The sequence below is a fragment of the Streptomyces sp. NBC_00876 genome, assembly GCF_045207435.1.
GTDB lineage: Bacteria > Actinomycetota > Actinomycetes > Streptomycetales > Streptomycetaceae > Streptomyces.
This window is the reverse complement of sequence record NZ_CP108800.1, coordinates 8,298,888-8,319,842: the sequence shown is the minus strand read 5'-3', so window position 1 is coordinate 8,319,842 and position 20,955 is coordinate 8,298,888. Positions and strand designations below refer to the sequence as shown.

General features: G+C 67.6%; 21 protein-coding genes and 3 pseudogenes. 14 read left to right on the top strand and 10 right to left on the bottom strand.

The window, feature by feature from the left end; genetic code table 11:
* The first annotated feature begins 182 nt into the window (after nucleotides 1–182).
* The 4 genes from OG782_RS36295 (at nucleotide 183) to OG782_RS36280 (ending at nucleotide 4,814) form a co-directional block, all read left to right on the top strand.
* Entirely contained in the window at nucleotides 183–362 is a 180-nt protein-coding gene (locus tag OG782_RS36295; protein ID WP_406459485.1) for a hypothetical protein, read from the top strand.
* Nucleotides 363–1,058: 696 nt separating this feature from the next.
* The gene (locus OG782_RS36290; RefSeq protein ID WP_406458472.1) at nucleotides 1,059–2,471 is read left to right on the top strand and encodes a family 2B encapsulin nanocompartment shell protein; all 1,413 of its coding nucleotides are present in this window, start codon (nucleotides 1,059–1,061) and stop codon (nucleotides 2,469–2,471) included.
* A gap of 104 nt (nucleotides 2,472–2,575) precedes the next feature.
* Entirely contained in the window at nucleotides 2,576–3,913 is a 1,338-nt protein-coding gene (locus OG782_RS36285; RefSeq protein ID WP_406458470.1) for a family 2 encapsulin nanocompartment cargo protein terpene cyclase, read from the top strand.
* A gap of 4 nt (nucleotides 3,914–3,917) precedes the next feature.
* A complete protein-coding gene (locus OG782_RS36280) occupies nucleotides 3,918–4,814 on the top strand; it encodes a geranyl diphosphate 2-C-methyltransferase (protein WP_406458468.1) in 897 nt (298 codons plus the stop codon).
* 146 nt (nucleotides 4,815–4,960) lie between these two features.
* Here OG782_RS36280 and OG782_RS36275 read toward each other — a convergent pair whose 3' ends face one another.
* Nucleotides 4,961–5,740, bottom strand: a complete 780-nt coding sequence (locus OG782_RS36275) for an NAD(P)H-dependent oxidoreductase (protein ID WP_406458466.1) — start codon at nucleotides 5,738–5,740, stop codon at nucleotides 4,961–4,963.
* Nucleotides 5,741–5,881: 141 nt separating this feature from the next.
* Between OG782_RS36275 and OG782_RS36270 the strand changes: the two genes are divergently transcribed.
* The 4 genes from OG782_RS36270 (at nucleotide 5,882) to OG782_RS36255 (ending at nucleotide 10,316) form a co-directional block, all read left to right on the top strand.
* Nucleotides 5,882–6,754 carry a helix-turn-helix transcriptional regulator gene (locus OG782_RS36270; protein ID WP_406458464.1) on the top strand — a complete coding sequence of 291 codons (873 nt, stop codon included), beginning with the start codon at nucleotides 5,882–5,884 and terminating at the stop codon, nucleotides 6,752–6,754.
* A gap of 61 nt (nucleotides 6,755–6,815) precedes the next feature.
* A complete protein-coding gene (locus tag OG782_RS36265; RefSeq protein ID WP_406458462.1) occupies nucleotides 6,816–7,571 on the top strand; it encodes a VOC family protein in 756 nt (251 codons plus the stop codon).
* A 379-nt stretch (nucleotides 7,572–7,950) separates the two neighbouring features.
* On the top strand, nucleotides 7,951–9,471 hold the full coding sequence (locus OG782_RS36260; RefSeq protein WP_406458460.1) for a hypothetical protein: 1,521 nt from the start codon (nucleotides 7,951–7,953) through the stop codon (nucleotides 9,469–9,471).
* A 293-nt stretch (nucleotides 9,472–9,764) separates the two neighbouring features.
* Entirely contained in the window at nucleotides 9,765–10,316 is a 552-nt protein-coding gene (locus tag OG782_RS36255; RefSeq protein ID WP_406458458.1) for a GNAT family N-acetyltransferase, read from the top strand.
* A gap of 238 nt (nucleotides 10,317–10,554) precedes the next feature.
* Here the strand turns inward: OG782_RS36255 and OG782_RS36250 are convergent, their stop codons facing one another.
* The 5 genes from OG782_RS36250 to OG782_RS36230 form a co-directional block, all read right to left on the bottom strand.
* Entirely contained in the window at nucleotides 10,555–10,935 is a 381-nt protein-coding gene (locus tag OG782_RS36250; RefSeq protein ID WP_406458456.1) for a VOC family protein, read from the bottom strand.
* Between the two features lie 289 nt (nucleotides 10,936–11,224).
* The gene (locus OG782_RS36245; RefSeq protein WP_406459457.1) at nucleotides 11,225–11,707 is read right to left on the bottom strand and encodes a lamin tail domain-containing protein; all 483 of its coding nucleotides are present in this window, start codon (nucleotides 11,705–11,707) and stop codon (nucleotides 11,225–11,227) included.
* A 638-nt stretch (nucleotides 11,708–12,345) separates the two neighbouring features.
* Nucleotides 12,346–12,666, bottom strand: a complete 321-nt coding sequence (locus tag OG782_RS36240; protein WP_406458454.1) for a hypothetical protein — start codon at nucleotides 12,664–12,666, stop codon at nucleotides 12,346–12,348.
* A 488-nt stretch (nucleotides 12,667–13,154) separates the two neighbouring features.
* Nucleotides 13,155–13,520, bottom strand: a complete 366-nt coding sequence (locus tag OG782_RS36235) for a DoxX family protein (protein WP_406458452.1) — start codon at nucleotides 13,518–13,520, stop codon at nucleotides 13,155–13,157.
* The gene (locus tag OG782_RS36230) at nucleotides 13,517–14,134 is read right to left on the bottom strand and encodes a TetR/AcrR family transcriptional regulator (protein WP_406458450.1); all 618 of its coding nucleotides are present in this window, start codon (nucleotides 14,132–14,134) and stop codon (nucleotides 13,517–13,519) included. The genes OG782_RS36235 and OG782_RS36230 overlap by 4 nt, the downstream gene beginning before the upstream one ends.
* 168 nt (nucleotides 14,135–14,302) lie before the next feature.
* Between OG782_RS36230 and OG782_RS36225 the strand changes: the two genes are divergently transcribed.
* The gene (locus OG782_RS36225) at nucleotides 14,303–14,869 is read left to right on the top strand and encodes a GNAT family N-acetyltransferase (protein ID WP_406458448.1); all 567 of its coding nucleotides are present in this window, start codon (nucleotides 14,303–14,305) and stop codon (nucleotides 14,867–14,869) included.
* A 242-nt stretch (nucleotides 14,870–15,111) separates the two neighbouring features.
* Here the strand turns inward: OG782_RS36225 and OG782_RS36220 are convergent, their stop codons facing one another.
* A complete protein-coding gene (locus OG782_RS36220) occupies nucleotides 15,112–16,056 on the bottom strand; it encodes an RNA polymerase sigma-70 factor (RefSeq protein WP_406458446.1) in 945 nt (314 codons plus the stop codon).
* A gap of 197 nt (nucleotides 16,057–16,253) precedes the next feature.
* On the opposite strand from OG782_RS36220, the gene OG782_RS36215 reads away from it, so the two are divergent.
* Nucleotides 16,254–16,739 (top strand): carboxymuconolactone decarboxylase family protein, encoded by a 486-nt coding sequence (locus OG782_RS36215; protein WP_406458444.1) that lies wholly within the window; start codon nucleotides 16,254–16,256, stop codon nucleotides 16,737–16,739.
* Between the two features lie 527 nt (nucleotides 16,740–17,266).
* Here the strand turns inward: OG782_RS36215 and OG782_RS36210 are convergent.
* Nucleotides 17,267–17,818, bottom strand: coding sequence for a hypothetical protein (locus tag OG782_RS36210; RefSeq protein WP_406458442.1), 552 nt, complete (start codon nucleotides 17,816–17,818; stop codon nucleotides 17,267–17,269).
* Nucleotides 17,819–17,887: 69 nt separating this feature from the next.
* On the opposite strand from OG782_RS36210, the pseudogene OG782_RS36205 reads away from it, so the two are divergent.
* Nucleotides 17,888–18,188 (top strand): annotated as a pseudogene (locus tag OG782_RS36205) (IS5/IS1182 family transposase); the annotation flags it as partial.
* A gap of 101 nt (nucleotides 18,189–18,289) precedes the next feature.
* On the top strand, nucleotides 18,290–18,445 hold the full coding sequence (locus tag OG782_RS36200) for a barstar family protein (protein WP_406458440.1): 156 nt from the start codon (nucleotides 18,290–18,292) through the stop codon (nucleotides 18,443–18,445).
* A gap of 187 nt (nucleotides 18,446–18,632) precedes the next feature.
* On the opposite strand, the pseudogene OG782_RS36195 reads toward OG782_RS36200, so the two are convergent.
* Both OG782_RS36195 and OG782_RS36190 read right to left on the bottom strand, forming a co-directional pair.
* Nucleotides 18,633–18,722: pseudogene (locus tag OG782_RS36195) on the bottom strand (IS5/IS1182 family transposase); the annotation flags it as partial.
* A 66-nt stretch (nucleotides 18,723–18,788) separates the two neighbouring features.
* On the bottom strand, nucleotides 18,789–19,316 hold the full coding sequence (locus OG782_RS36190) for a GNAT family N-acetyltransferase (protein WP_406458438.1): 528 nt from the start codon (nucleotides 19,314–19,316) through the stop codon (nucleotides 18,789–18,791).
* A 595-nt stretch (nucleotides 19,317–19,911) separates the two neighbouring features.
* Between OG782_RS36190 and OG782_RS36185 the strand changes: the two are divergent.
* Both OG782_RS36185 and OG782_RS36180 read left to right on the top strand, forming a co-directional pair.
* Nucleotides 19,912–20,289 (top strand): annotated as a pseudogene (locus tag OG782_RS36185) (transposase); the annotation flags it as partial.
* Nucleotides 20,290–20,322: 33 nt separating this feature from the next.
* Nucleotides 20,323–20,745, top strand: a complete 423-nt coding sequence (locus tag OG782_RS36180) for a hypothetical protein (protein WP_406458436.1) — start codon at nucleotides 20,323–20,325, stop codon at nucleotides 20,743–20,745.
* Nucleotides 20,746–20,955: the final 210 nt, after the last annotated feature.

Genomic DNA, 20,955 nt, shown 5'->3' with positions numbered 1-20,955 from the left:
CCACATGCACCGCACTCTCACGTTCAACCGTAGAAGCATTCCGAGTTGAGCGCCCGGGGAGCCTTGCGCGCACAGCTGCGCGGTCCACCGCTCGTCACCGATCTGACCTGGGATTTCTCCCTCCAGGGAGGGGTCCCACTCTGCCTCGGACTTCTCGTCCGCGGCGTATGCGTGAGCGGTGGGTGAGCGGACGGGGAACTGATCTCCTGGGTTTCTCCCGACGGATCAACATCTCCACTTCCTCGGCGCCGGAGAACGGCCGCTCCGCCGCACCGCCGTTCGGCACCGACGGAGGTGTCCCCTACATGACCTACGAAGCCGGGGAAAGCCTCGCGGGCGCGATCGCGATGGCCCGCGGCTGATCCTCCCCGCGGTCGCCGCACGATCCATCCGGCGACCGCGGGAGTTGTTCCACCCGTCGCCGATGAACGACACCTCGGCGCTCTTCTCGACCGGCATACCCCCGAGACCGGACGGCAGCGCCCTCCGCCGTGCCGCCTCGGGTCATTACGGAACCCGCACCTCTGCGGACTGTCGGCAGCCGCCGCCCACGCTCAGCCAGGCTCGACCGCGCTCGACCGGGCTCGACCGGGCTCGACCGGGCTCGACCGGGCTCCTCGGATTATCACTCCAGTTCCACCGATGCCGCCGGGGCATGTCGCGTTTCCGACCTTGCACCAAGCAGACGGTCGTGACACTTGCGGCCGGTGACGACATATCTGCGTCACGCCGGCCTGCCGGAACACCCGCAACGCCTTGGGAGTACGGGAGTTCCGTCGCTTCCGACTCATCGATCCCACCACGGAGACAGAACCAGCCACTCACGGAGCCTGGGCGCCAAGCACGGCTGGATCACATCGGTACCCGGACAAACATCACGCGGACGCGATCATCGTATCGAGCGAATATCGACGGTTTCCCTTGGTCCAGGGGGCGGAGGAGCCATTACTGTTCCACTGGATCTGGACGGATTCCCGTTCATATACCCCTTTTTCCCCTAGTTGCCCGGTGGCCTCCGCATACGTGTGCCACCGACCTGACCAAGGAGAGCTTGCCCGATGACTGTTGAATCGACCCCGGAAGCGCAACTGGAGCTCCCCCGGCAGTCCAGCCTGGGCACAGCGGCCGCCCGCAACCTCGCCACCACGACCAAATCCGCCCCGCAGATGCAGGAGATCACCTCCCGCTGGCTGTTGCGCATGCTTCCCTGGGTGGAGACCAAGGGCGGGGCCTACCGGGTGAACCGCCGCCTTAGCTACACCGTCGGCGACGGGAGCGTGGAGTTCGTCCAGGACGGCGCCGATGTCCGGGTGATCCCCCGCGAACTGGGTGAACTGGGCCTGCTGCGCGGCTTCGACGACGTGGAGGTGCTCACCGCCATCGCCGGGCGATGCGTCCAGCACGACTTCCGGATCGGCGAGACTCTGGTCGAGCGCGGGGCACCCGCGGACAAGCTCCACCTCATCGCCCATGGACGCATCGGCCAGACGTCCGTGGGGAATTACGGTGACGAGGTCGCCCTGGACGTACTCGCCGATGGCGACCGGTTCGGAGAGCACGCTCTGCTGGACGAGGACGCCAGGTGGGAACAGACCGCCATCGCCGAGACCTCGGGCACGCTTCTCACCCTGTCGCGCGCCGACTTCGCGGCCGTGCTGGCCACTGCACCGGGCCTGCGGGAACACATCGAAGAGTTCACTTCACTCTCCCGCCGGCGCCAGAACCATCGGGGCGAGGCGGAGATCTCGATGTCGGCCGGCCATACCGGCGAGCACGAGTTGCCCGGCGCGTTCGTCGACTACGAACTGAAGCCACGCGAGTACGAGCTCTCGGTCGCCCAGACCATTCTGCGGATCCACACGAGGGTCGCCGATCTCTACAACGGGCCGATGGATCAGACCAAGGAACAGCTCAGGCTCACCATCGAGGCGCTGCGCGAGCGCCAGGAGCACGAGCTGATCAACAACCGGGAGTTCGGCCTGCTCCACAACGCCGACTTCAAGCAGCGCCTCCAGACCCACTCCGGCCCGCCGACCCCCGACGACATGGACGAACTGCTCTGCCGGCGCCGCGGCTCCAAGTTCTTCCTCGCGCACCCCCGGACGATCGCCGCGATCGGGCGTGAGTTCAACTCGCGCGGACTCTATCCGGACCATGTCGACCTCGGCGGCCAGCAGGTCCCGGCCTGGCGCGGGGTACCGATCCTCCCCTGCAACAAGATCCCCGTCACGAAGGAGAAGACCAGCTCGATTCTCTGTATGCGTACCGGCGAGGACAACCAGGGAGTCGTCGGTCTGCACCAGACCGGATTGCCGGACGAGTACGAACCGGGCCTGTCCGTCCGCTTCATGGGCCTCGACGAGAAGGCCATCACGTCCTACCTCGTCACTACCTACTACTCCGCCGCCATCCTCGTGCCGGACGCGGTCGGCGTGCTGGAGAACGTGCAGATCGCCCGCTGGCCCAAGTAGCGGGCCCGGCCCCCAGGACAAGGCGCAACTCCCCGGAACCCCGGGGCCGGTCGCGCATGCCCTAACGGCTTCGGGACATCACCCACACCACCGAGGAGCCATGGATGCCCGCGCCCGAGCTGCCACCACCTCCACAGTCGAGCCTGCCGGATGCCGCCTCCCACTTCGGGACACACCTGCTCGCTGCCGCTGCGGCCCACGCCGCCGAGATCGAGGCCTCCAACGGCAGACCACCCCGCGTACCGTCCTTCCCCACCCCGTCTGCGCCCCCCTTCCCGGCCCCGCCTACGGTTTCCGGTGCCGCTACGTCTCCACTCCACCCCCCGGCAGCCGGGGCGCCGGCACCCAGCACCGATCTGACTCGGATCCTGCGTGGCCCCACCGGGCTGGGCACCGAGAGCCTGCGCCTGATCCTGCGGGAAGAGGCACCGGTGCCTTCGCAGCCGTCGGCACAACCGGCGGAGGGCAAACCGGTCCCGGGCCTCTACTACCACCCGGTACCCGAGCCCGACCCGGTGCGAGTGGAAGAGGTCAGCCGAAGGATCAAATCCTGGGCACTGGACGAGGTCGCCCTGTATCCCGAGGACTGGGAGCAGGAGTTCGACGGCTTCTCCGTGGGACGCTACATGGTCGCCTGTCATCCGGACGCGCCCACCATCGACCATCTGATGCTCGCCACACGCCTGATGGTGGCCGAGAACGCGGTGGACGACTGCTACTGCGAGGACCACGGAGGCTCGCCCATCGGCCTCGGTGAGCGCCTTCTGCTGGCGCACACCGCCCTCGATCCCCTGCACACGGCAGAGGAGTACCAGCCGCAATGGGCGCAGTCGCTCCACGCCGACGCGCCCCGGCGCGCCTACCGGTCCGCCATGGAGTACTTCGTCCGGGCAGCGGGCCCCTCCCAGGCGGACCGGCTCCGTCACGACATGGCCCGGCTGCACATGGGGTACCTCGCCGAAGCGGCCTGGGCCCAGCTGGACCATGTCCCGGAGGTGTGGGAGTACCTGGCAATGCGCCAGTTCAACAACTTCCGCCCCTGCCCGACCATCACCGACACCGTGGGCGGCTACGAACTGCCGGCGGACCTGCACGCCCAGGCCGCCATGCAGAAGGTCATCGCCCTCGCGGGAAACGCGACGACCATCGTGAACGACCTGTACTCGTACACCAAGGAACTCGACAGTCCCGGCCAGCACCTGAACCTGCCCGTAGTGATCGCCGAACGTGAGGGCCTCTCCGACCGGGACGCCTATCTGAAGTCGGTGGAAGTCCACAACGAGCTGATGCACGCCTTCGAGACCGAGGCCGCGGCCCTGGCCGTCGCCTGCCCCGCCCCGAACGTGCAGCGCTTCCTGCGAGGCGTGGCCGCATGGGTCGACGGCAACCACTACTGGCACCGGACCAACACCTATCGCTACACCCTGCCCGACTTCTGGTAAGAGAATGGATTCATCTGTGACCACCGAACTCACCGCCACCGCCGCCTCCACCACGCTGCACATCCCCGGCCAGGCGACCCCTTACCAGGGAGACATCGCCCGGTACTGGGACGGGGAGGCCAGGCCCGTCAATCTGCGTCTCGGCGATGTCGACGGCCTCTACCACCATCACTACGGCATCGGTGAAGTCGACCACGCCGCCCTCGGCGACGCCGAGGACAGCGAGAGCGAGAAGAAGCTGATCGCCGAACTCCACCGACTGGAGTCGGCGCAGGCCGAGGTCCTCCTGGGGCACCTCGGCAGCATCGGGCGTGACGACACCCTGGTGGACGCCGGCTGCGGCCGCGGCGGCTCGATGGTGATGGCGCACCAGCGCTTCGGATGCAAGGTCGAAGGTGTCACGCTGTCGGCCAAGCAGGCCGACTTCGCCAACACCCGTGCCCAGGAACTCGGCATCCAGGACCACGTCCGCGCCCGCGTCTGCAACATGCTCGCCACCCCGTTCGAGACCGGGTCGGCCGCGGCCTCGTGGAACAACGAGTCGAGCATGTACGTCGACCTGGACGACCTCTTCGCCGAACACTCCCGCGTCCTCTCGGTCGGCGGTCGCTATGTCACCATCACCGGCTGCTGGAATCCGCGCTACGGCCAGCCCTCGAAGTGGGTCTCGCAGATCAACGCCCACTTCGAGTGCAACATCCACTCGCGCCGGGAGTACCTGCGCGCCATGGCCGACAACCGCCTCGTGCCGCAGGCCGTCATCGACCTCACCCCCGACACCCTGCCCTACTGGGAGCTGCGGGCCACATCCTCCCTGGTCACGGGCATTGAGGACGCGTTCATCAACTCCTACAGGGACGGGTCCTTCCAGTACCTCCTGATCGCAGCCGACCGCGTCTGACCCGCTGCCGCCGGGAGGGCCCGCCCTCGATGGGACGAACCCTCCCGGCGGCCGTGCGACCGAGCCATGCTGCTGTGCCGTGCCCAGGCTGCCGTGCCGTCGCGGCCCTCGGGCCACGGTTCGGGGCCGTAACCCGGCTCCGCCGGTCAGCCGCGCACGTGCAGCCCGAATCCCGTGCGGCCCGCGGGTTCCAGTCCCTCCTTCAGGTGGAGTGAGGGGATCTCGTAGTCACCGAAGTTCTGCCGGCGGAACGCGATCGGCTCGGTCGATTCCAGGGTGAGCAGGCGCTGTTCCCAGGCCTTGGCGATGTCCGGGTAGTCGGCACGGGTGATCCTGTCGGTGCCGTACAGGACGAAGGGGGGCAGCACCTCGATGCCCGGGTAGTAGAGGATCCCGTGGTGGATCGGGAACAACAGATCGTCGATGGGCCCGTTGATCCCGCGAGCGGTGTAATGCGACTCCGGACCGCCGGCGGTCACCGACAGCAGAGCCCTCCTGCCCGCGAGGGTGCCTTCACCGAAGCGGTCTCCGTACTTGGTGCCGCTGTGCTCGCCGACGCCGTAGGCGAAGTGGTAGGTGAACACCCGGTCCACCCAGCCCTTGAGGATCGCGGGCATCGTGTACCACCACAGCGGAAACTGGAAGATGATCGTGTCGGCCCACAGCAGCTTCTCCTGCTCGGCAAGGACATCCGGGGTGAGCGCCCCGGAGTCGAAGGCCCGTCCCGAATCCAGGGCGACCTTCAGCGGGCTCGAGGCGTGCGGTCCGTAGTCCGCGGCGTCCACGACCGCCTTCCAGTTCATCGCGTACAGATCGCTCACCCGCACCTCGTGCCCCGCGGTCTCCAGCGTGGTCACCGCAAGGTCCTTCAGCGAGCTGTTGAGTGACTTCGGCTCGGGGTGTGCATAGACGATCAGCGTCTTCATGAGGGGAACTCCTTCGGATCGGATGCCTTCGATTCTGGGCACCGCGGCGCCAGGCGTTCAGGGGCGCTTCTTCCGTCGGGCGGGACTTCCTGGTATTGGCAGGGCCACCTTCGCGGACAACGCAGAGACCATACTGAGGGCATGGACGATCTTGCGGGCTTCCTGCGGACCCGGCGTTCCCGGGTCGACCCGGCGGCCGTCGGCATCCCCACCGACAGCCGCCGCCGGGTCGAGGGGCTGCGCCGCGAAGAGGTCGCGCACCTGTCCGGGGTCAGCGTCGACTACTACGTACGCCTGGAGCAGGGCCGGGCGACCCAGCCCTCCGAGCAGGTGCTCGACGCGCTCGCCCGCGTCCTCGGTCTGGACGAGACCGAACGCGGGCACCTTGACCGGCTCGCGCGGCAGCGCCGCCGCCGTGCGAAGGCGCCGGGCGGGCGGCTCCGGCCGGAGCTGCTGCGCGTCCTCGACCTGGTCCCCGACGCACCCGCACTGATCATGAACCACCGCCTGGACGTGCTCGCCGGGAACCGCCTCGCCGGGCTCCTCTACGGCCGGCCGATGCCGGGCCTGAACACAGCCCGGCACATCTTCCTCGATGAGGCCGAGCGCGGCCTGTACGCGGACTGGGAGACGTGCACCGTCGACGTGGTCGGGCACCTGCGTCTGGCCGCCGGCAAATGCCCCGATGACCCCCACCTGACCTCGCTCATCGGCGAGCTGGCGATGGGCAGTGAGCGCTTCCGGCGCCTCTGGGCCCGCGCGGACGTACGTGCCCGCACACATGGACGCAAGGCGTACCGGCACCCGCTGGTCGGACTGCTGGAACTGCACCAGGAGAACTTCGCTCTACCGGACGAATCGAGCATGGAGCTGGTGATCCTGACCGCGGCCCCCGCCGGCCCCGCCGAGGACGGACTGCGCCTGCTGGCGAGGCTGGGCTCCGCGGATTCCGGTGAGGAATCGTTCTCCCCCGCACCGGAAACCGGGGTGCGGGTGCCCCACCGTCACCCCTAGGCTGCGCCCACGGGAGGGGCGAGGCCCGTGTCAACAGTCAGTGGATCGGAGCTGCACGGGTATGACCAGTCAACTGTCCGCGATCTGCTTCAATGCGACCCAGCCGTCGGACCTGGCGCGATTCTGGTCCGGTGTCCTGGGCTGGGAGTTGGCCGACGCTCCGGATACCGGCGTCGTGATCGTGCCCCCCGATGAATCCGGGTTCCGCATCCGGTTCCTGCCGGGCCAGGAGCCGAAGACCGGCCAGAACCGGGCACACTTCGACCTGACGAGCACCTCCGCGCAGGATCAGCAGCAGACGGTGGCCAGGGCGCTCGAGCTCGGCGGCAAGCACATAGACGTGGGCCAGCTCCCGGAGGACGGACATGTGGTGCTCGCCGATCCGGACGGCAACGAGTTCTGCGTCATCGAGGCGGGCAACAAGTTCCTCGCCGACACGGGGTTCATCGGAGCGCTCGCCTGCGACGGTACGCAGGAGGTCGGCTACTTCTGGAGCGAGGCACTGCGGTGGCCGCTGGTCTGGGACCAGGACGAGGAGACCGCGATCCAGTCGCCGAACGGCGGTACGAAGATCACATGGGGCGGTCCTCCGGTGGCACCGAAGACGGGCGCGAACCGCCTGCACTTCGAGCTGGCGCTCTCCGCTGACACCGGCTGGGAGGCGGAGGTCGACCGCCTGATCGCGCTCGGCGCGAAGCGCACCGGCCTCGGTGAGGGCGACGGCGTCCGGGTACAGCTGCTCGACCCCGACGGCAACGAATTCTCCGTACGGAGGCCCCGCTGGCGGGGCAGTTGCCGGGTGGCCCGGATCTCATAGCCGTCCGGCCGAAGGACGCGCCGTCAGCAGCGGTGCATCGCCGCTGTCCATCATGGTGGCGTCGTCCGCTCCTCGGCGCTCCCGCCGGACCGGGCCGGCGCAGTGGGCCTCCGGCGAGCGCCGCCGGCACGTCCTGTCGGGAGACCGCGCGCAGCCAGACGAAACGGGCCCGGCCGTCCGGGCCCAGCTCGCGGAATCGCCGACGATCTTGTGATGCCGCCCAGCGAGCTCGCCGTTCAGGTGAATAGTCATTCCGGTTTGTCCTTTGACGTCCAGTACGCGTAGATTCCCCGCCGTGCTGCCCGCGAACTGTTGGCTCTCTGCATGCAGTTGAGCGACAACGCGACCCGTCATCATCGACCGGGAGGACCCCGCCCACATGTCCGCAACCGTCGACCGGTGGACCACTACGCTGCGCGGATCCTGGAGGGACGGCACGCTGTGGCCGTGGTGCCTGGCGGCCATCGCCGCCGCCTGCGGCTACGCCGTGGCCACCGTCTTCCACCCCGGATACCTCAGCGCGGACAGCAATACCCAGCTGGGGCAGGCGCTGGGGGACGAGCCGGTCAACGACTGGCATCCGCCGGTGATGGCACTTGCCTGGCGGATCACCATCGGGATCACCGGGGACTTCGCGACCATGGCCTCCCTGCAGGCGGCCCTGCTGTGGGGCACGCTGTGGGTCCTCGCCCGGCTGGCGTGGAGGAAGACCGGCAGCCGCGGGCTCTCCCTCGCCGTGCTGGCCGTCGGCCTTGCTCCGCACATCATGAATCTCACGGGAGTGGTGTGGAAGGACGTGCACCTGGCGTACGCGCTCCTCGCCGTCTTCGCGATCGCGCTGACTGTGCGCGATCTGCCGCAGGACCGGCCCAGGACCCGCTGGGCCCTGCTGGTGCTGGGGGTGCTCTTCCTCGCGTATGCCGCCCTCGTACGGAAGAACGGTGTTCCCGCCGCGATCCCGGTCTTCGCCCTGCTGGTCCTCGCGGCGTGGCCCGCCCCCGGCCGCCGCCGCTGGCTGGCCGCCACAGGCGTATTCCTCACGGTCGTGATCGCGGGCAGCGCCGGCGTGTCCGCGGCCACGAACCCGTCACCCACCCGCGTGTACGCGGTGATCCCTGTGGACGATCTCACCCACGTCCTCACCCCGGCCCAGGTGCGCGCCGCCGCCGGACAGGCGGGCGCGGGAGCGGACCTGCGTGACCGCCTGGTCACCGCCGCCGTCAACTGCCAGAAGCGGCACATCACCTCCGATGCGTACCTGCAGTGTTTCCCGCACCCCCGGCCGTTCGACGTGACGTATCTGAACCGGCACGCCGACGTTGTCGTCCGGATGTGGACGCAGCAGATGCCGCGGCACTGGAAGGGCTACGCCGAGTACCGGGTTCGGGTCTTCACCAAACTGCTCTTCCAGAGCAATCAGGTCTTCTGGAACGGCACCCACGTCAATGCCGGCGCCCGGCTGCACCCCGAGGCGGCGAAGGAGCCGCTGAACGACACGCTGAGGTTCGCGCTGCAGAACTATGTGACCGGCTTCGCCCGCGACCTGCCGCTGCTGTTCCAGGGCTGGTTCTGGCTGGCTGTCTCGTTGGTGCTGGTGCTGCGTCGCCGGTGGGCCGGCCCCTACACCCGGGAACTGCGGCTCATCGGGGCCAGCTCCCTCCTCTACATTCTCGCCTACCTGCCCACGGCTCCCGAGTCCAACTACCGTTACGTGTACTGGCCCGCGCTCTCCGGAACCGTCGCCCTCACACTCATCGCGATCACCTTCGTGGCGCGTCGCCGCTCGACGGCCGGCGGTTCCGCCGGCGAGTCGGACACCCTCCCCACCGTGCCGCCCGCCGGCCAGGCTCCCGACGCCGCCCCGGCGGGACCGCGCGAGGAGACCGGCGTGGCCGTGTGACCGTTGCCCCATTCCGGATCTCGCCGGAGAGACCGCGGTCGGTGAACCCATTCCTCGGGACGGTCACCGGCCGCCGCCAGCCCGATCCCGCGCACCCGCCGCAGCCAACGCGCAAGGATGTACAGACCGCCGCCGAACAACGCGCCCGGCTCCCGGACCTCCGTGACCAACGCGCAGATCCCGCTCCTGCGGCCCGGTGAGAGCACATCGTCCCGGCAAGCTCCACACGGGCGTCGAAGGTGCGAAACGCGTAGCCGCCGACAAGGAGCAGTGACGCCGCAGTGGCGGAGAGAATGGCTGCCATGACCTACGTAATCGACGCCCCCAGTGCCGACGACGGCGCGGCTCTGGGGCCTTTGCAGCTGAGGATCTGGCTGCAGACCTACCCGAACGCGGCTGCCGGGATCGATGAGACCTGGATCCGTGAGCACCGCGGCACCTCTGCCACCGCAGAAGGCATAGCCCAGTGGCGGGAGTTCATCGAAGCGGCCGAGCAGCGACCGGACCTGCTGTTCTGCCGCGTCGCCCGCTCCGGGACGGAGATCATCGGCTTTCTCTGCGGTCGCCGGGACGACGCGGTCTCCCTCGGGCCGATGTATCTGGTGAACGAAGCCCAGGGGCAGGGTATCGGCGGCCGGTTGATGACCGAGTTCCTGGCCTGGGCAGGAAACTCACCGATGCGCCTGTGGGTGACCGAGTACAACGAGCGGGCGGTCCACTTCTACGAGCGATACGGGTTCAGGACCACAGGTGAGCGAGAGATCTGGAGAGGAAGGCTGCCCAATGTGCGCATGACTCGCGACGCCACGCCGAGCGACCCCTTCGCTCGATCCCCGCAAGACTGAATACGAACAAAGCGGCGACGCACAGGGCGAGGGCTATCTCGCGCAACCGCTGCTCATGCTCCTCATGGTCGGTCAGGGTGCGCGTATGAACGGGCTCCGCCACCGTGCGCATCCAAGGTGCCGGATCGGATGTGCCCTCATATCCGATCCGGCCCAGCACCCACCACCGCTGCCTGTACTTTCACACGATCCCATTCAGGGCGCCTCGGCCTGGGGCCCGCCCGGGGACGGGGAACCGTCAGAGCGGGTTGAGACGAGCCTTGAGCAGGCAGAACTCATTGCCCTCGGGATCAGCAAGAACATGCCACTGCTCTTCGCCGGTCTGGCCGATGTCAGCCGGGCGTGCCCCGAGCTTCAGGAGGCGTTCGAGTTCCGCGTCCTGATCGCGGTCGGTGGCGTTGACGTCGATGTGCAGCCGGGTCTTCCCCGGCTCCGGCTCGTCCCTGCGGCTGAGGATGATCGTCGGCTGCGGGCCGCCGAACCCTTCGCGCGGACCGATCTCGAAGTACTCGTTCCCTTCTCGATCGAGCACCACGAAGTCCAGGACCTCGCACCAGAACCGCGCCAGCGTTTCGGGGTCGCGGCAACCGAGCACGAGCTCACTGATACGACATGCCATCGACAAAAACCTACTCTCGACGTGGGAACTGCGGGGGCGACCGCGCGCGTGACTCCTGGGCTCCCCGCAGCAGGAACATGATCGAGACCGTACCGGCTGAATCGAGCAGGTGAGAAGTATTTTGGGGGCGCCGCCCCGGCGGCTGCTGACGGCGAGGACTGTCCGCGCAGAGGACTGCGGGCGTGGGTGCCGGGCAGGGCGGCTGCCCGGCACCCCGTGGGGAAGGCAAGAGGTTGTGTGCCGTGGGGCGGCAGCCAACCCTTCACCATCCCCGGTCTATCGCCGGTGGTCAGCGGTGGTGGTGTCCGCCGCGGCCCCAGGACTCGGTGTCCACGGTGCGCCCCCGGTCATCGCGCAGGGTCGCGGTGTCGGAGTAGTTGCCCCAGACGTAGTGGTGGCGGTCCTGGTAGAGGTCCGTACGGGTGTCACGGCCGACACCCGTGTGGACACGGACGGTGGCGCGGCCCGCGAGGCGTACGTCGTCGAAGCGGAAGCGGTCGCCGTCACGGTTGCGCAGGGTCCAGCCGTCCAGGTTGACCGCGCGGCGGCTCTGGTTGGTGATCTCGACCCATTCACCGTTCAGCGACCGGTTGGAGCCGTTGTCGCGTCCGGGGCTGTCGGCCTGGACATCGCTGATGAGCACCCGGTCATGGGTGCGGTGACGGTCATGGTCCTGCGCGGAGGCCGGCAGAGCGACCGCCGAGACAAGAGCGCCGGCCGTGAGTACGGTCGCGGCGATACGGCGGGTGGCCGAAGAAGCAGACAAGGTGATGTCTCCTCAAGAACAGTGCCCCTGCCGGCCGATACGGGCGGCGGAGCGGTACGGGTTTCCCGACCCGTCCCGGGCCGAGAACCAGAACACTGCGCCCAGGAGCCGGCGCGCGGTGGACATACGCGAGCCGGTTACCAATCAGGGACATTTCCGCAACTCTCACCTGTAAACGGCACTCATATGCGGCGGATGTGACCCTGACATTCACTGACCGCTACACCCACCCGTTCAACGATCAACAGCAAGCCCTTCCCTAAGCCGGCGCCCGCCCGGGCGCCACCGGGCGCACCACCCGCACGGCGGGCACCGTCTTCGTAACGGCAGTTCTGCACGTTTCTTCGCACATCCGAACTCGAATCACACAACCGGACGAGCGAGAGTGACGTACGGCCGTATTCCTGCCGGGCGGATTCAGCCGCTCCACCGCGCTGACGCCATCCGGTGCTCACGCGCATCCACGCAGAAGGGATGCGCGCCGGATGGTTCAACCGAACACCCCCGAAAGGTGTTTGGCTGCCGCGTCGGCGCCCCTGTGGGGGCGACTACCAAATACCCTGGGAGCAGCCCTTCTCGTTGGTGTCGAGGCGGATGATGCAGACACGGGAGCCCGCGTCGGTGCCGTTCCAGTGCCAGCCGGTCTAGACGGTGCCGAAGCCGAAGGTGTAGGTGTCAGTGACCGTGGTCCAGTTGTAGTTCACCGTGCCGTCGCTGTTGTATCTCTTGCGCTCCATCCAGGCCTGGCAGAGGCCGCCGTTGTACGACTCGAAGACACCCTTGATGTCCGAGTTGAAGTCGCTCGGGTTGATGTTGGTGGTGTACGCGCGGCACTTTGCGGCGCCGCCTTCCCAGACCGTGACCATCCCGTATCCGTGCTGTTCAACGCTGGCGGAAGCCGTGGTGGCGGTGGCCGCGACGAACACGGCGGCTGAAACCGCGGCAAGGACGAGCTTCTTCTTCACTCTCACTCCAGGAGAAAGACGGGCTGCGGCCGGCTGCTGCCGACGGAGCGAAAGCTATGTCCGAAGGCCAACCCACCACAACCAACCGGTGGTTGACTCTCGCCTCGCAGCGCAGAGACCCCCGTTGGACGCCCTGGCCCCCCTGATCCCCTGCAACCAGGCCGTCGATGAGCCAGCCCATACATGGATCGTCCGGATTCACTCCGGTCGATCGCCGAGCGATCTCCGGCAGCACACGCCGGAGCGGTGCCTGTGCCTGTTCGTTGTCGACGTGCGCCCAGCACCGAGACTCAAGTTGACGCCTGATAGCGTCACCCGCTCCGGCTGGGGCAACCTGCTGGATTCCTGGCGGGATACACGGTGGCTGCTCCAGATGACAGGCTCCTCGCCGCTGCGATGTCGGACATCGCGACGGCCTTCACAGAGGCCCGGGCGGCTCGTAGGCGGAACGCTCAGTAAGCTTCGGTCACTGATTGCGGCTGCCTCCGTCACATCGTGGAGGTGTGCGAGAGAAACAGGACGGCAATTGACAACGCGAGCATGCCCAGGCAGTTCAGCCAGAATTCCTGCTTGAGGAAGCGCGCCCGGTAGTGGGCGTAGGCGGCGCAAACGAAGTAGGCGATCACCGCAACGTTCGCCGTTGCCCCGACCCCCTCGTACCGCAGTCCGGCGACGAGCCCTGCCGCTGCCAGGAGCTTGATGACTACGAGCGCCCACCACCAGTCACGCGGGAAGCGCACTCCGTCCAGGCATTGCTGGACGAACGCCGGGGGACGCACCGACATCAGCGCGTCGGAGAACAGCACCACGGCGAGCAGCGCAGTGGGCCACCACGGGTCAGGTGTACTGATCATGGTCGAGTTCCTTCGTGGTGGGCGACGAAATGGATGACTTCCTGGAACTGTGCGATCGCTGCCTGTGGTTCAAGGGCGCCGTTGCCGATGGTCATGAGGATGCCCAGGTAGCTGAAGTAGATGGTGCGCGCACCGGCGCCCGCCTCGGTGGCGGTGAGCGGAGTGCGGGCCAGAAGTGCTTCGAGTTCGGCGAGCAAGGCCTGGGCGAGAGCCTGGAAGACCTCTGATTCATGGGTGCCGCGGACGATGACTGCGGCGTACTCCCTGGACAGTTCGACGTCGAGGGAGAAGTAGGCAATGAAGGGTTCGACGAGATTCATGACCTCCTGGGCCGCCGTGGCAGGAGCCAGTGGAGTCACGTCGCCCTGCTCGTACTGGCCCTCCCTGCTGTGGTGCACGGCGGCGATCCAGGTGTCGAAGATGGCGACGAGCAGCGCGCTCTTGTCGCCCACTGACATGACGGTGCCCGTGCTCACTTCGGCGTCGGCGGCGATCTGGCGAATCGTGCTGGCGCCGAACCCCTGCTCACGGAAAAGCCGTTCGGCCGATGACAGCACCTTGCGGTGGGTCGCCTCCCGTTGCGCCGCTCTCGACTGGACGCGTTCAGTGAACATGTTCAGGATGCTAGGGCGTGTGGCCCTCACGCACAAGAGCAAGTGGCTGCGCCATGACCGACAGCGGCCCGGCGATCGAGGCTGCCGGAACGCACATGCTCGGCGCGGACCGTGCGTCACCTTCGACGCTCTCCACCCGGTCAGGCGGCGAATGGGATGATCGCCCGTATGAGTGCTGCCCAGCTTGTGATGCCGATCGCCGCTCCGTCTTTCGGGGATGTACGCCTCCGGGCCTTTGAGGAGCGCGATGCTGACATGCTCATGGACCTGTCGACCGACGCCTACGTGCCCAAGACCGGCTCGCTGCCTGGCAACGCCGACCATCCGGAGGCCCTCGCATACATCGAGCGGCAGAGCAGCCGTCTTCGCACCGGAGCCGGCTATTCCTTCTGCGTTGCGGACAAGGAGACCGACGAGGCGCTCGGGACAGCCGGCCTGTATCTCGCCCCCATCGCCGCAGGCCGGGCCACGGCGGGGTACTCCGTCGCGCCTCGCCACCGGGGCCGCAGAGTTGCAGGTCACTCGCTCATCGCCCTGACACGGTTTGCCTGGTCCATCCCGGAGCTGCACCGGATCGAGCTCTACATAGAGCCGTGGAACACGGCCTCCGTGCGCACGGCTGAATTCGCCGGATTCGAGCGCGAGGGGCTGCTCCGAAGCCATCAGGAAATCGGCGGCGAGCGCGTGGACATGCTCATGTACGCAGCGATCAGGCCGACGGCCGCGACCGGGTGAGGCAGGCGGCCGACTCGTTCGCGAACAGGCGGCGGGCGGCGGTGACGTAGACGGAAGCGGCAGGCGTCGATGGTGAGGGCCGCCGCGAAGACCGGGTGGATGTCCGGACCCCTGCCTGTCCCGTCCGCCCGGATCCGTCCGGGCTGCATTCGGTCCGCGGCAGGAGTCCGGCTCCGGTACCTGGACATCGGGTCCGGGATCTCCTCGGCCAAGAGCGCCCGGCGAAGGCTTACGCATCGGCCTCAGCGACTCATCGCGGTCTCGCGGTCCATGCGCGAGAGCTTCTCGGGATTGCGTACGGCATAGAGGCCGGCGATGAGACCGCCGTCGAGGCGCACCGCCATGACGCTGTCGACATCGCCGTCGCGGCAGACGAGCAGGGCCGGATGGCCATTGACCTGTGTCGGTTGCAGCACCATTCCGGTGCTGCGGCCCAGCAGATGGGTGATCCTGTCCAGCACACGAGCCACCTCGCCGGCGCCCACGACAGGCTCCAGAGCGGCCTGTACGACTCCGCCGCCGTCGGTCAGCAGGACGACATCGGGGGCGATCATGTCGAGCAGGCGCTGCAGATCGCCTGTTTCGATCGCCCGCCGGAACGCCGCGAGCACTTTGCGGGTCTCGGCCGGGGATGCGACGGCATGGGGCCTGCGCGCCGCGACATGAGCCCGTGCCCGGTGCGCGATCTGGCGGACTGTGGACGGTGTTTTCTCGACGGCTGCCGCGATCTCGTCGTACGAAAGGTCGAAGACCTCACGCAGCACGAACACCGCACGTTCGGTGGGCGCGAGTGTCTCGAGGACCAGCAGCATCGCCATCGAGACGCTGTCGGCCAGTTCGACGTCCTCGGCCACATCGGGCGCGGTCAACAGCGGCTCGGGCAGCCAGGGGCCGACGTAGGACTCCTTGCGCCGGCGGAGCGTGCGCAGTCTGGTCAGTGCCTGGCGCGTGGTGATCCGAACCAGGTAGGCGCGCTGTTCGCGCACCATGTCGAGGTCCACGTCCGCCCAGCGCAGCCAGGTCTCCTGCAGGACGTCCTCTGCGTCCGCCGCGGAGCCGAGCATCTCGTAGGCGACGGTGAACAACAGGTTGCGATGGGCGACGAACGCCTCGGTGGCGCGGTCCACTCTGCCGTCACGGATATGGTGCCGGGCCGTGCCGGTGTCCCGCTCGCCGCGCTCGCTCATTCCTGGCTCCCTGTCGGTGCGCTCTCGTCCGTGTCACGCACAAGACGCCGCCCCGCACCGAATTGTGACAGCCGAGCCCGGTGGCCTGCGTCACATCGCCGCACTGTCACACGGGCCGCGCGGCCGGCGTCTCGTGTTCGTCAGGAAGCCGCGCCAATGCTGCGCGCGGCACACACCAGTGACGGTAAGGACCAGAGATGGAACCCCGTATCAACCTGTTCGCCAACGCGGTCGGCGCCAGGATCGGCAAGCGGATCTATGCCGTCAGCCAGGCGATCCAGGAGTCGCCGCTGCCCAAGGACACCCAGGAACTGGTGCAGTTGCGTGCCAGCCAGATCAACGGCTGCGGATTCTGCGTCGACATCCACACCAAGGACGCCGCGGCCGCAGGTGAGACCTCGGCGCGGCTCGGCCTGGTCGCCGCCTGGCGCCATTCGACCGTGTTCACCGAGGCCGAGCGGGCCGCGCTGGCGCTCACCGAGGAAGGGACCCGTATCGCCGATGCCTCTCAAGGGGTGTCCGACGAGACCTGGTCCCTGGTGCGCAAGCACTACGACGAGGACCAGGCCATCGCGCTCGTCTCCCTGGTCGCCATGATCAACGCGACCAACCGCCTCGGCGTCATCCTGAACAACCAGGGCGGTTCCTACGAACCCGGAGCCCTCGCCGACGTCGCGAGCTGATCGCGCCGACACGATCGCGGACCCGGCCCAGAACGTTCGGTCCTGGGCCGGGCCCGGAACCCGGTGAGCAGCACGATCACGCCTCCAACGGCGCCGGGAGCGGTGGACACGGACAGACCACATGCTCAGCGCGACCGACACGATTCCTGGGGTCGTACGCTCGTGTTCGGGCATACGGACGACTGCCTTCGCTGCCCCCGACAGCCGGGGGACATCGCGAGACCGCACCCAGGGTCCTCCCCAGGCCGGTGCGCGCGGCCGAAGTGAAGCCGGCGATCTACGCGGCACGGCCCCTTCGAATGACAGACATGATCAACATCTTCCCACTGCACATGGCCGACCGGAAAGAATCAACTGCCGTACACAGAAAACGAGTTCACCGGCGAAACGACCGCCCCCATACCGCCTTAGGTGTTCGGCACCTGCTCCAAGCCACCGTAAACACGGTCGCGGTCCATGGAGTTCCCTGCTCGGCCTACCGGGGCGAGTGCAGCGACCGCATGACCCGTTGCCGTTCAGGGGCGCGCCTATCGGGGCAGGCGGCTCAGTACGGCACGGAACCTCTCCCGGCCTGCCGTGACACTTGTATCCCACAGAGTCGCGGTGTCGCCGTTCAGCGACAGGGACTGGAGCCTTCGTTCCTCGGCAACAAGGTCGGCACCCGCCCCGTCCCGGTCCAGCATCCCCATCGCGGTGAGTGCTATGTGGCCGCAGGACACCGCTTCATCAGCACTTCCCCAGCCGTGGGCGAGCAGGGCATGCCGCAGGCTGAGGACAGCGAAGTAGGCGTAGGTATCGGCGACATCGGTGATCCCCTCTTCGGACGGCTGAAGCTCCGGGAAGCGCTCCACCAGGCGTACACGCTCGGCGGCGTCGGCGAGCGGCCGGTCGGCGCACCAGAGGTCGCGTACGGACTCCGCGTAGAACTCCACGTCGGATTCCCGCCCCGGCACGTTCGCTCGCACCCCCATGAACAGCGGCGCCATGCGCTCGGCGCAGGCGGCGACGTACAGACAGATCGCCTCGCCACTCCCGTCACGAAGCGCCTCCGCGACATCTCCCTGTACCAGCTTCTCCACGTCCCGCCCTCCCTTTCGAACAGCTCACCAGGTTACATAGCGTGCTGTGCACCAAAGCTCGACGAGTGAAATCTGGCCGCAGACGGCGGCTGCCCGCCCCTGTCAGTAATGGTCACGCCCAGGCAGCGAGGCGAATGCACCTCAGATGATTCCGGCCCTGCAGCACGTTCGCGTACCACGGCCGGGCGGCGGTCACCCGCGCACCCGGCCTGATCACGTCAGCGACGACGAAGCGTACTCATCCTGGCGTAACGACCGCCGCCTACGCAGGCGCCAAGTCAAGCCCACCCCCCAGAAGAGCCGAGGACTCAGCGGGCCAACCGACAGCGCCGCCGGCAGGCGAGGCTGTCGACCCACCGGCTTCGACAGATCACTCGACAATCGTAGTCTGCTGCGATCACGCACAGCGAGCTGATCGTCGACCTGCACGGTCGGCGGCTGATCGAGTCACTCAACGGCTTCCGGCACGCGGTGAGCGAGCCGTGCAGACTGCCGGAGCGGTTCGGCCGGAACCTGGACGCGTGGTCGGACACGATCGAGACCCGGGGCATCTCTGAGGTCATCGACAGCCACGACATCCTGATCGTGCACGTCGAACAGCAGGGTCAACAGGTCCCTGCGACTTGAACCAGCAGGACGTCAACAACCTGTCCGGCATCTTCGAGGAGAGCAGAACCAGCTCGTTGTCCGTTCACTGACCTGACGAACCTTCGAACGCCTCACTCAGCGCCGGTTCCGGATGAGGATGGCAGCAAGGTGGAGCGCGGGATTACGGGACAGCCCTTAGCTTGTCCGTCCGTACATCGAGGCCGCACGCGATCGCCTCCCGGGTCCGGCGGTGGTCGGCCCACCGTCGTCCAATGACCGGATCGGCCGGCATCAACGCTCGATCCGGACCCCACATCGCATCAGTGCTCACTCACCGAACAGACACATCCGATCAACTGACGCCCTATCAAGGAGGCACCCTCTAGTCGCCGAGGACCCGCTCCCACAGAAGCCCGTCCCGCCAGCTCCCGTCTAGAAGGATCGCGGAGTGCGCGACGCCGTACGGGCTGAACCCGTTGCGACGCAGCACCCGCTGCGACGGCAGATTCTCCAGATTGGTGGACGCCTCGGCGCGGTGCAACCCGAGCTCATCCGTCATCACCCGGAGTACAAGCCCGACGGCGTTCCCGGCGTGCCCCTGATTCTGGGCGACGCTGGCTATCCAGTACCCGACGGATCCGCGACGCAGGTGTGGCTGCGGCAGGATGCCTCCGACGGTGACCTGCCCGATCACCTGGTCGTCGGCGAGCACCACTCCCGGCCAGACCACACCGGCCCGGTATCCGGCCAGCAGGCTGTCGATCCGCTCCGCCTGGCCCTCCGGGGTGAAGAAGTCGGCCGGCTGGGCCGGTTCCCACTGCCGGAAGGCCTCAAAGTCCCGCACCCTGTGCGCGGCGATCGGGGCGGCGTCGGCGGCCTCGATCAGGCGGATCCTGGTGTTGCTGCGCATGGGCTGACCCTCGTCGCGGTACGTCGGATGAGACGGCCAGCCTATGCGAGGGCGCTCGCATCACCGGACGATGCGGTGAGAGGGCGCTCGCAATCCGACGTCTGGCTTCGTTCGCTTTCAGCGACAGCTTTTGTCCATGAGTTTCAGCAGCAGCTGAGCGTCGGGAAGGTGGACACGGCCCGCTGGCGATCCGTGCTCGAAGCAGTCGACGGCGCCATGCACGACGCTGCGGAAGCGGTGAGGATCTCGGCGAAGGACCGAACATGTCCGGTGAGTGCGTCCAGTTCGGGGCAGTGGACCAGAACGGCCTTGAGCCGGATCTATTCCGTTTCGGTGAGGGGGTCGGGTGGCGGACGATCCAGCCAGCGACCGTGCGAGGTGAAGGCCGCGGTGCAGTGACCGGATCTGTCGAGAGTTGCTCGGCACGGAAGTGGGCACGAACTCGCTGGTATCTGCCCTTGTAGCAGGCGAACCGGTGGCCGGTGGGCCACGGCGAGCCAGAGCTGTCCATGGGGCATCGGGCTCGCCAACAACCGGGCGGGGTAGCTCGGGCGCCGTGCCCTGTAGGCAAGCACGGTGATCGGCGCAGGCCGGCGATGCACCCGCCTTCCGTAGCGTCATGGCACGCCTGCGCGTTCCTCGGCGCCGAGGCCGGCCTCGGACCAGGCCAGATGCGGTCCTGGCAGACAAGGCGCATTCCTCTCGCGAGATCCGTAACCACCTGCGCAGAAGAGGCATCCGAACGGTGATCCCGGTACGGGCCGATCAGCAGCCCAACCGCACACGACTCGGACGGACCGGTGGCAGACTGCCTGCCTTCAACCGAGAGGCTTACGAACAGCGCAACACCGTCGAGTGGTGCGTCAACCGCCTGAAGCAGTGGCATGGCATCGCCACCCGCGAGGAGAAGACCTCAACCATCCACCTCGCCGGTCTCCATATCGCTGGCATCTTCCTCTGGTCAGCATCATGATCAAAACCTTGCAGCCAGCCCGAGGGGTAGGCCGTGCGCGACAACTATCCGAACCTTCCAGGGTTCGAGTTCGTCCGTCTGGAAGACAGCTACGTCTTGGACATCACGATCCATCCAGGTGTCCTGAGCGTCCGGCTCGATCTGATGCTGTTGCCCGGCCACCCGGAGTACGGGGCGCCTTTTCCTGGAGATCGCGCCTGCTTTCGGCAGGCCACGCTCGCCTTCTCACACATACGTGACTTGCACTGGACGGACCAGGGCGTCGTCAAGCCGGCAGTCGACGCGAGCGGCACTCTCGACTTCGGATCAGTCGACTCCCTGACCCGCGACGACGACAACTACGAGGTGCAGGGTGACTGGGGCACGATCCTTCTGAAGTCATCCATACCCTCCCTTTCCATTGACCCGCCTCCCTCGCCTGATCCAGGCGAACCCGCCGGTGCCGTGACCGCATAGGTTCGCCGGGTTGCCGGTTGGGACGGGTGGCCCGGTGTGCTCGCCTCGGTTGGGGCGCGCTCATCGGCCTGGCGGCGGCTGAAGCCAATCCGCTCCTATGACCGCGGTGTGCTGTCCGATTACCACATGCCGAGACGACGGTGCCCCGGCAGTTCGCCGCGGCCGGTGGCACACGACGGGGTGAGCCAGGGATCCGCACCTCCGGAGCCT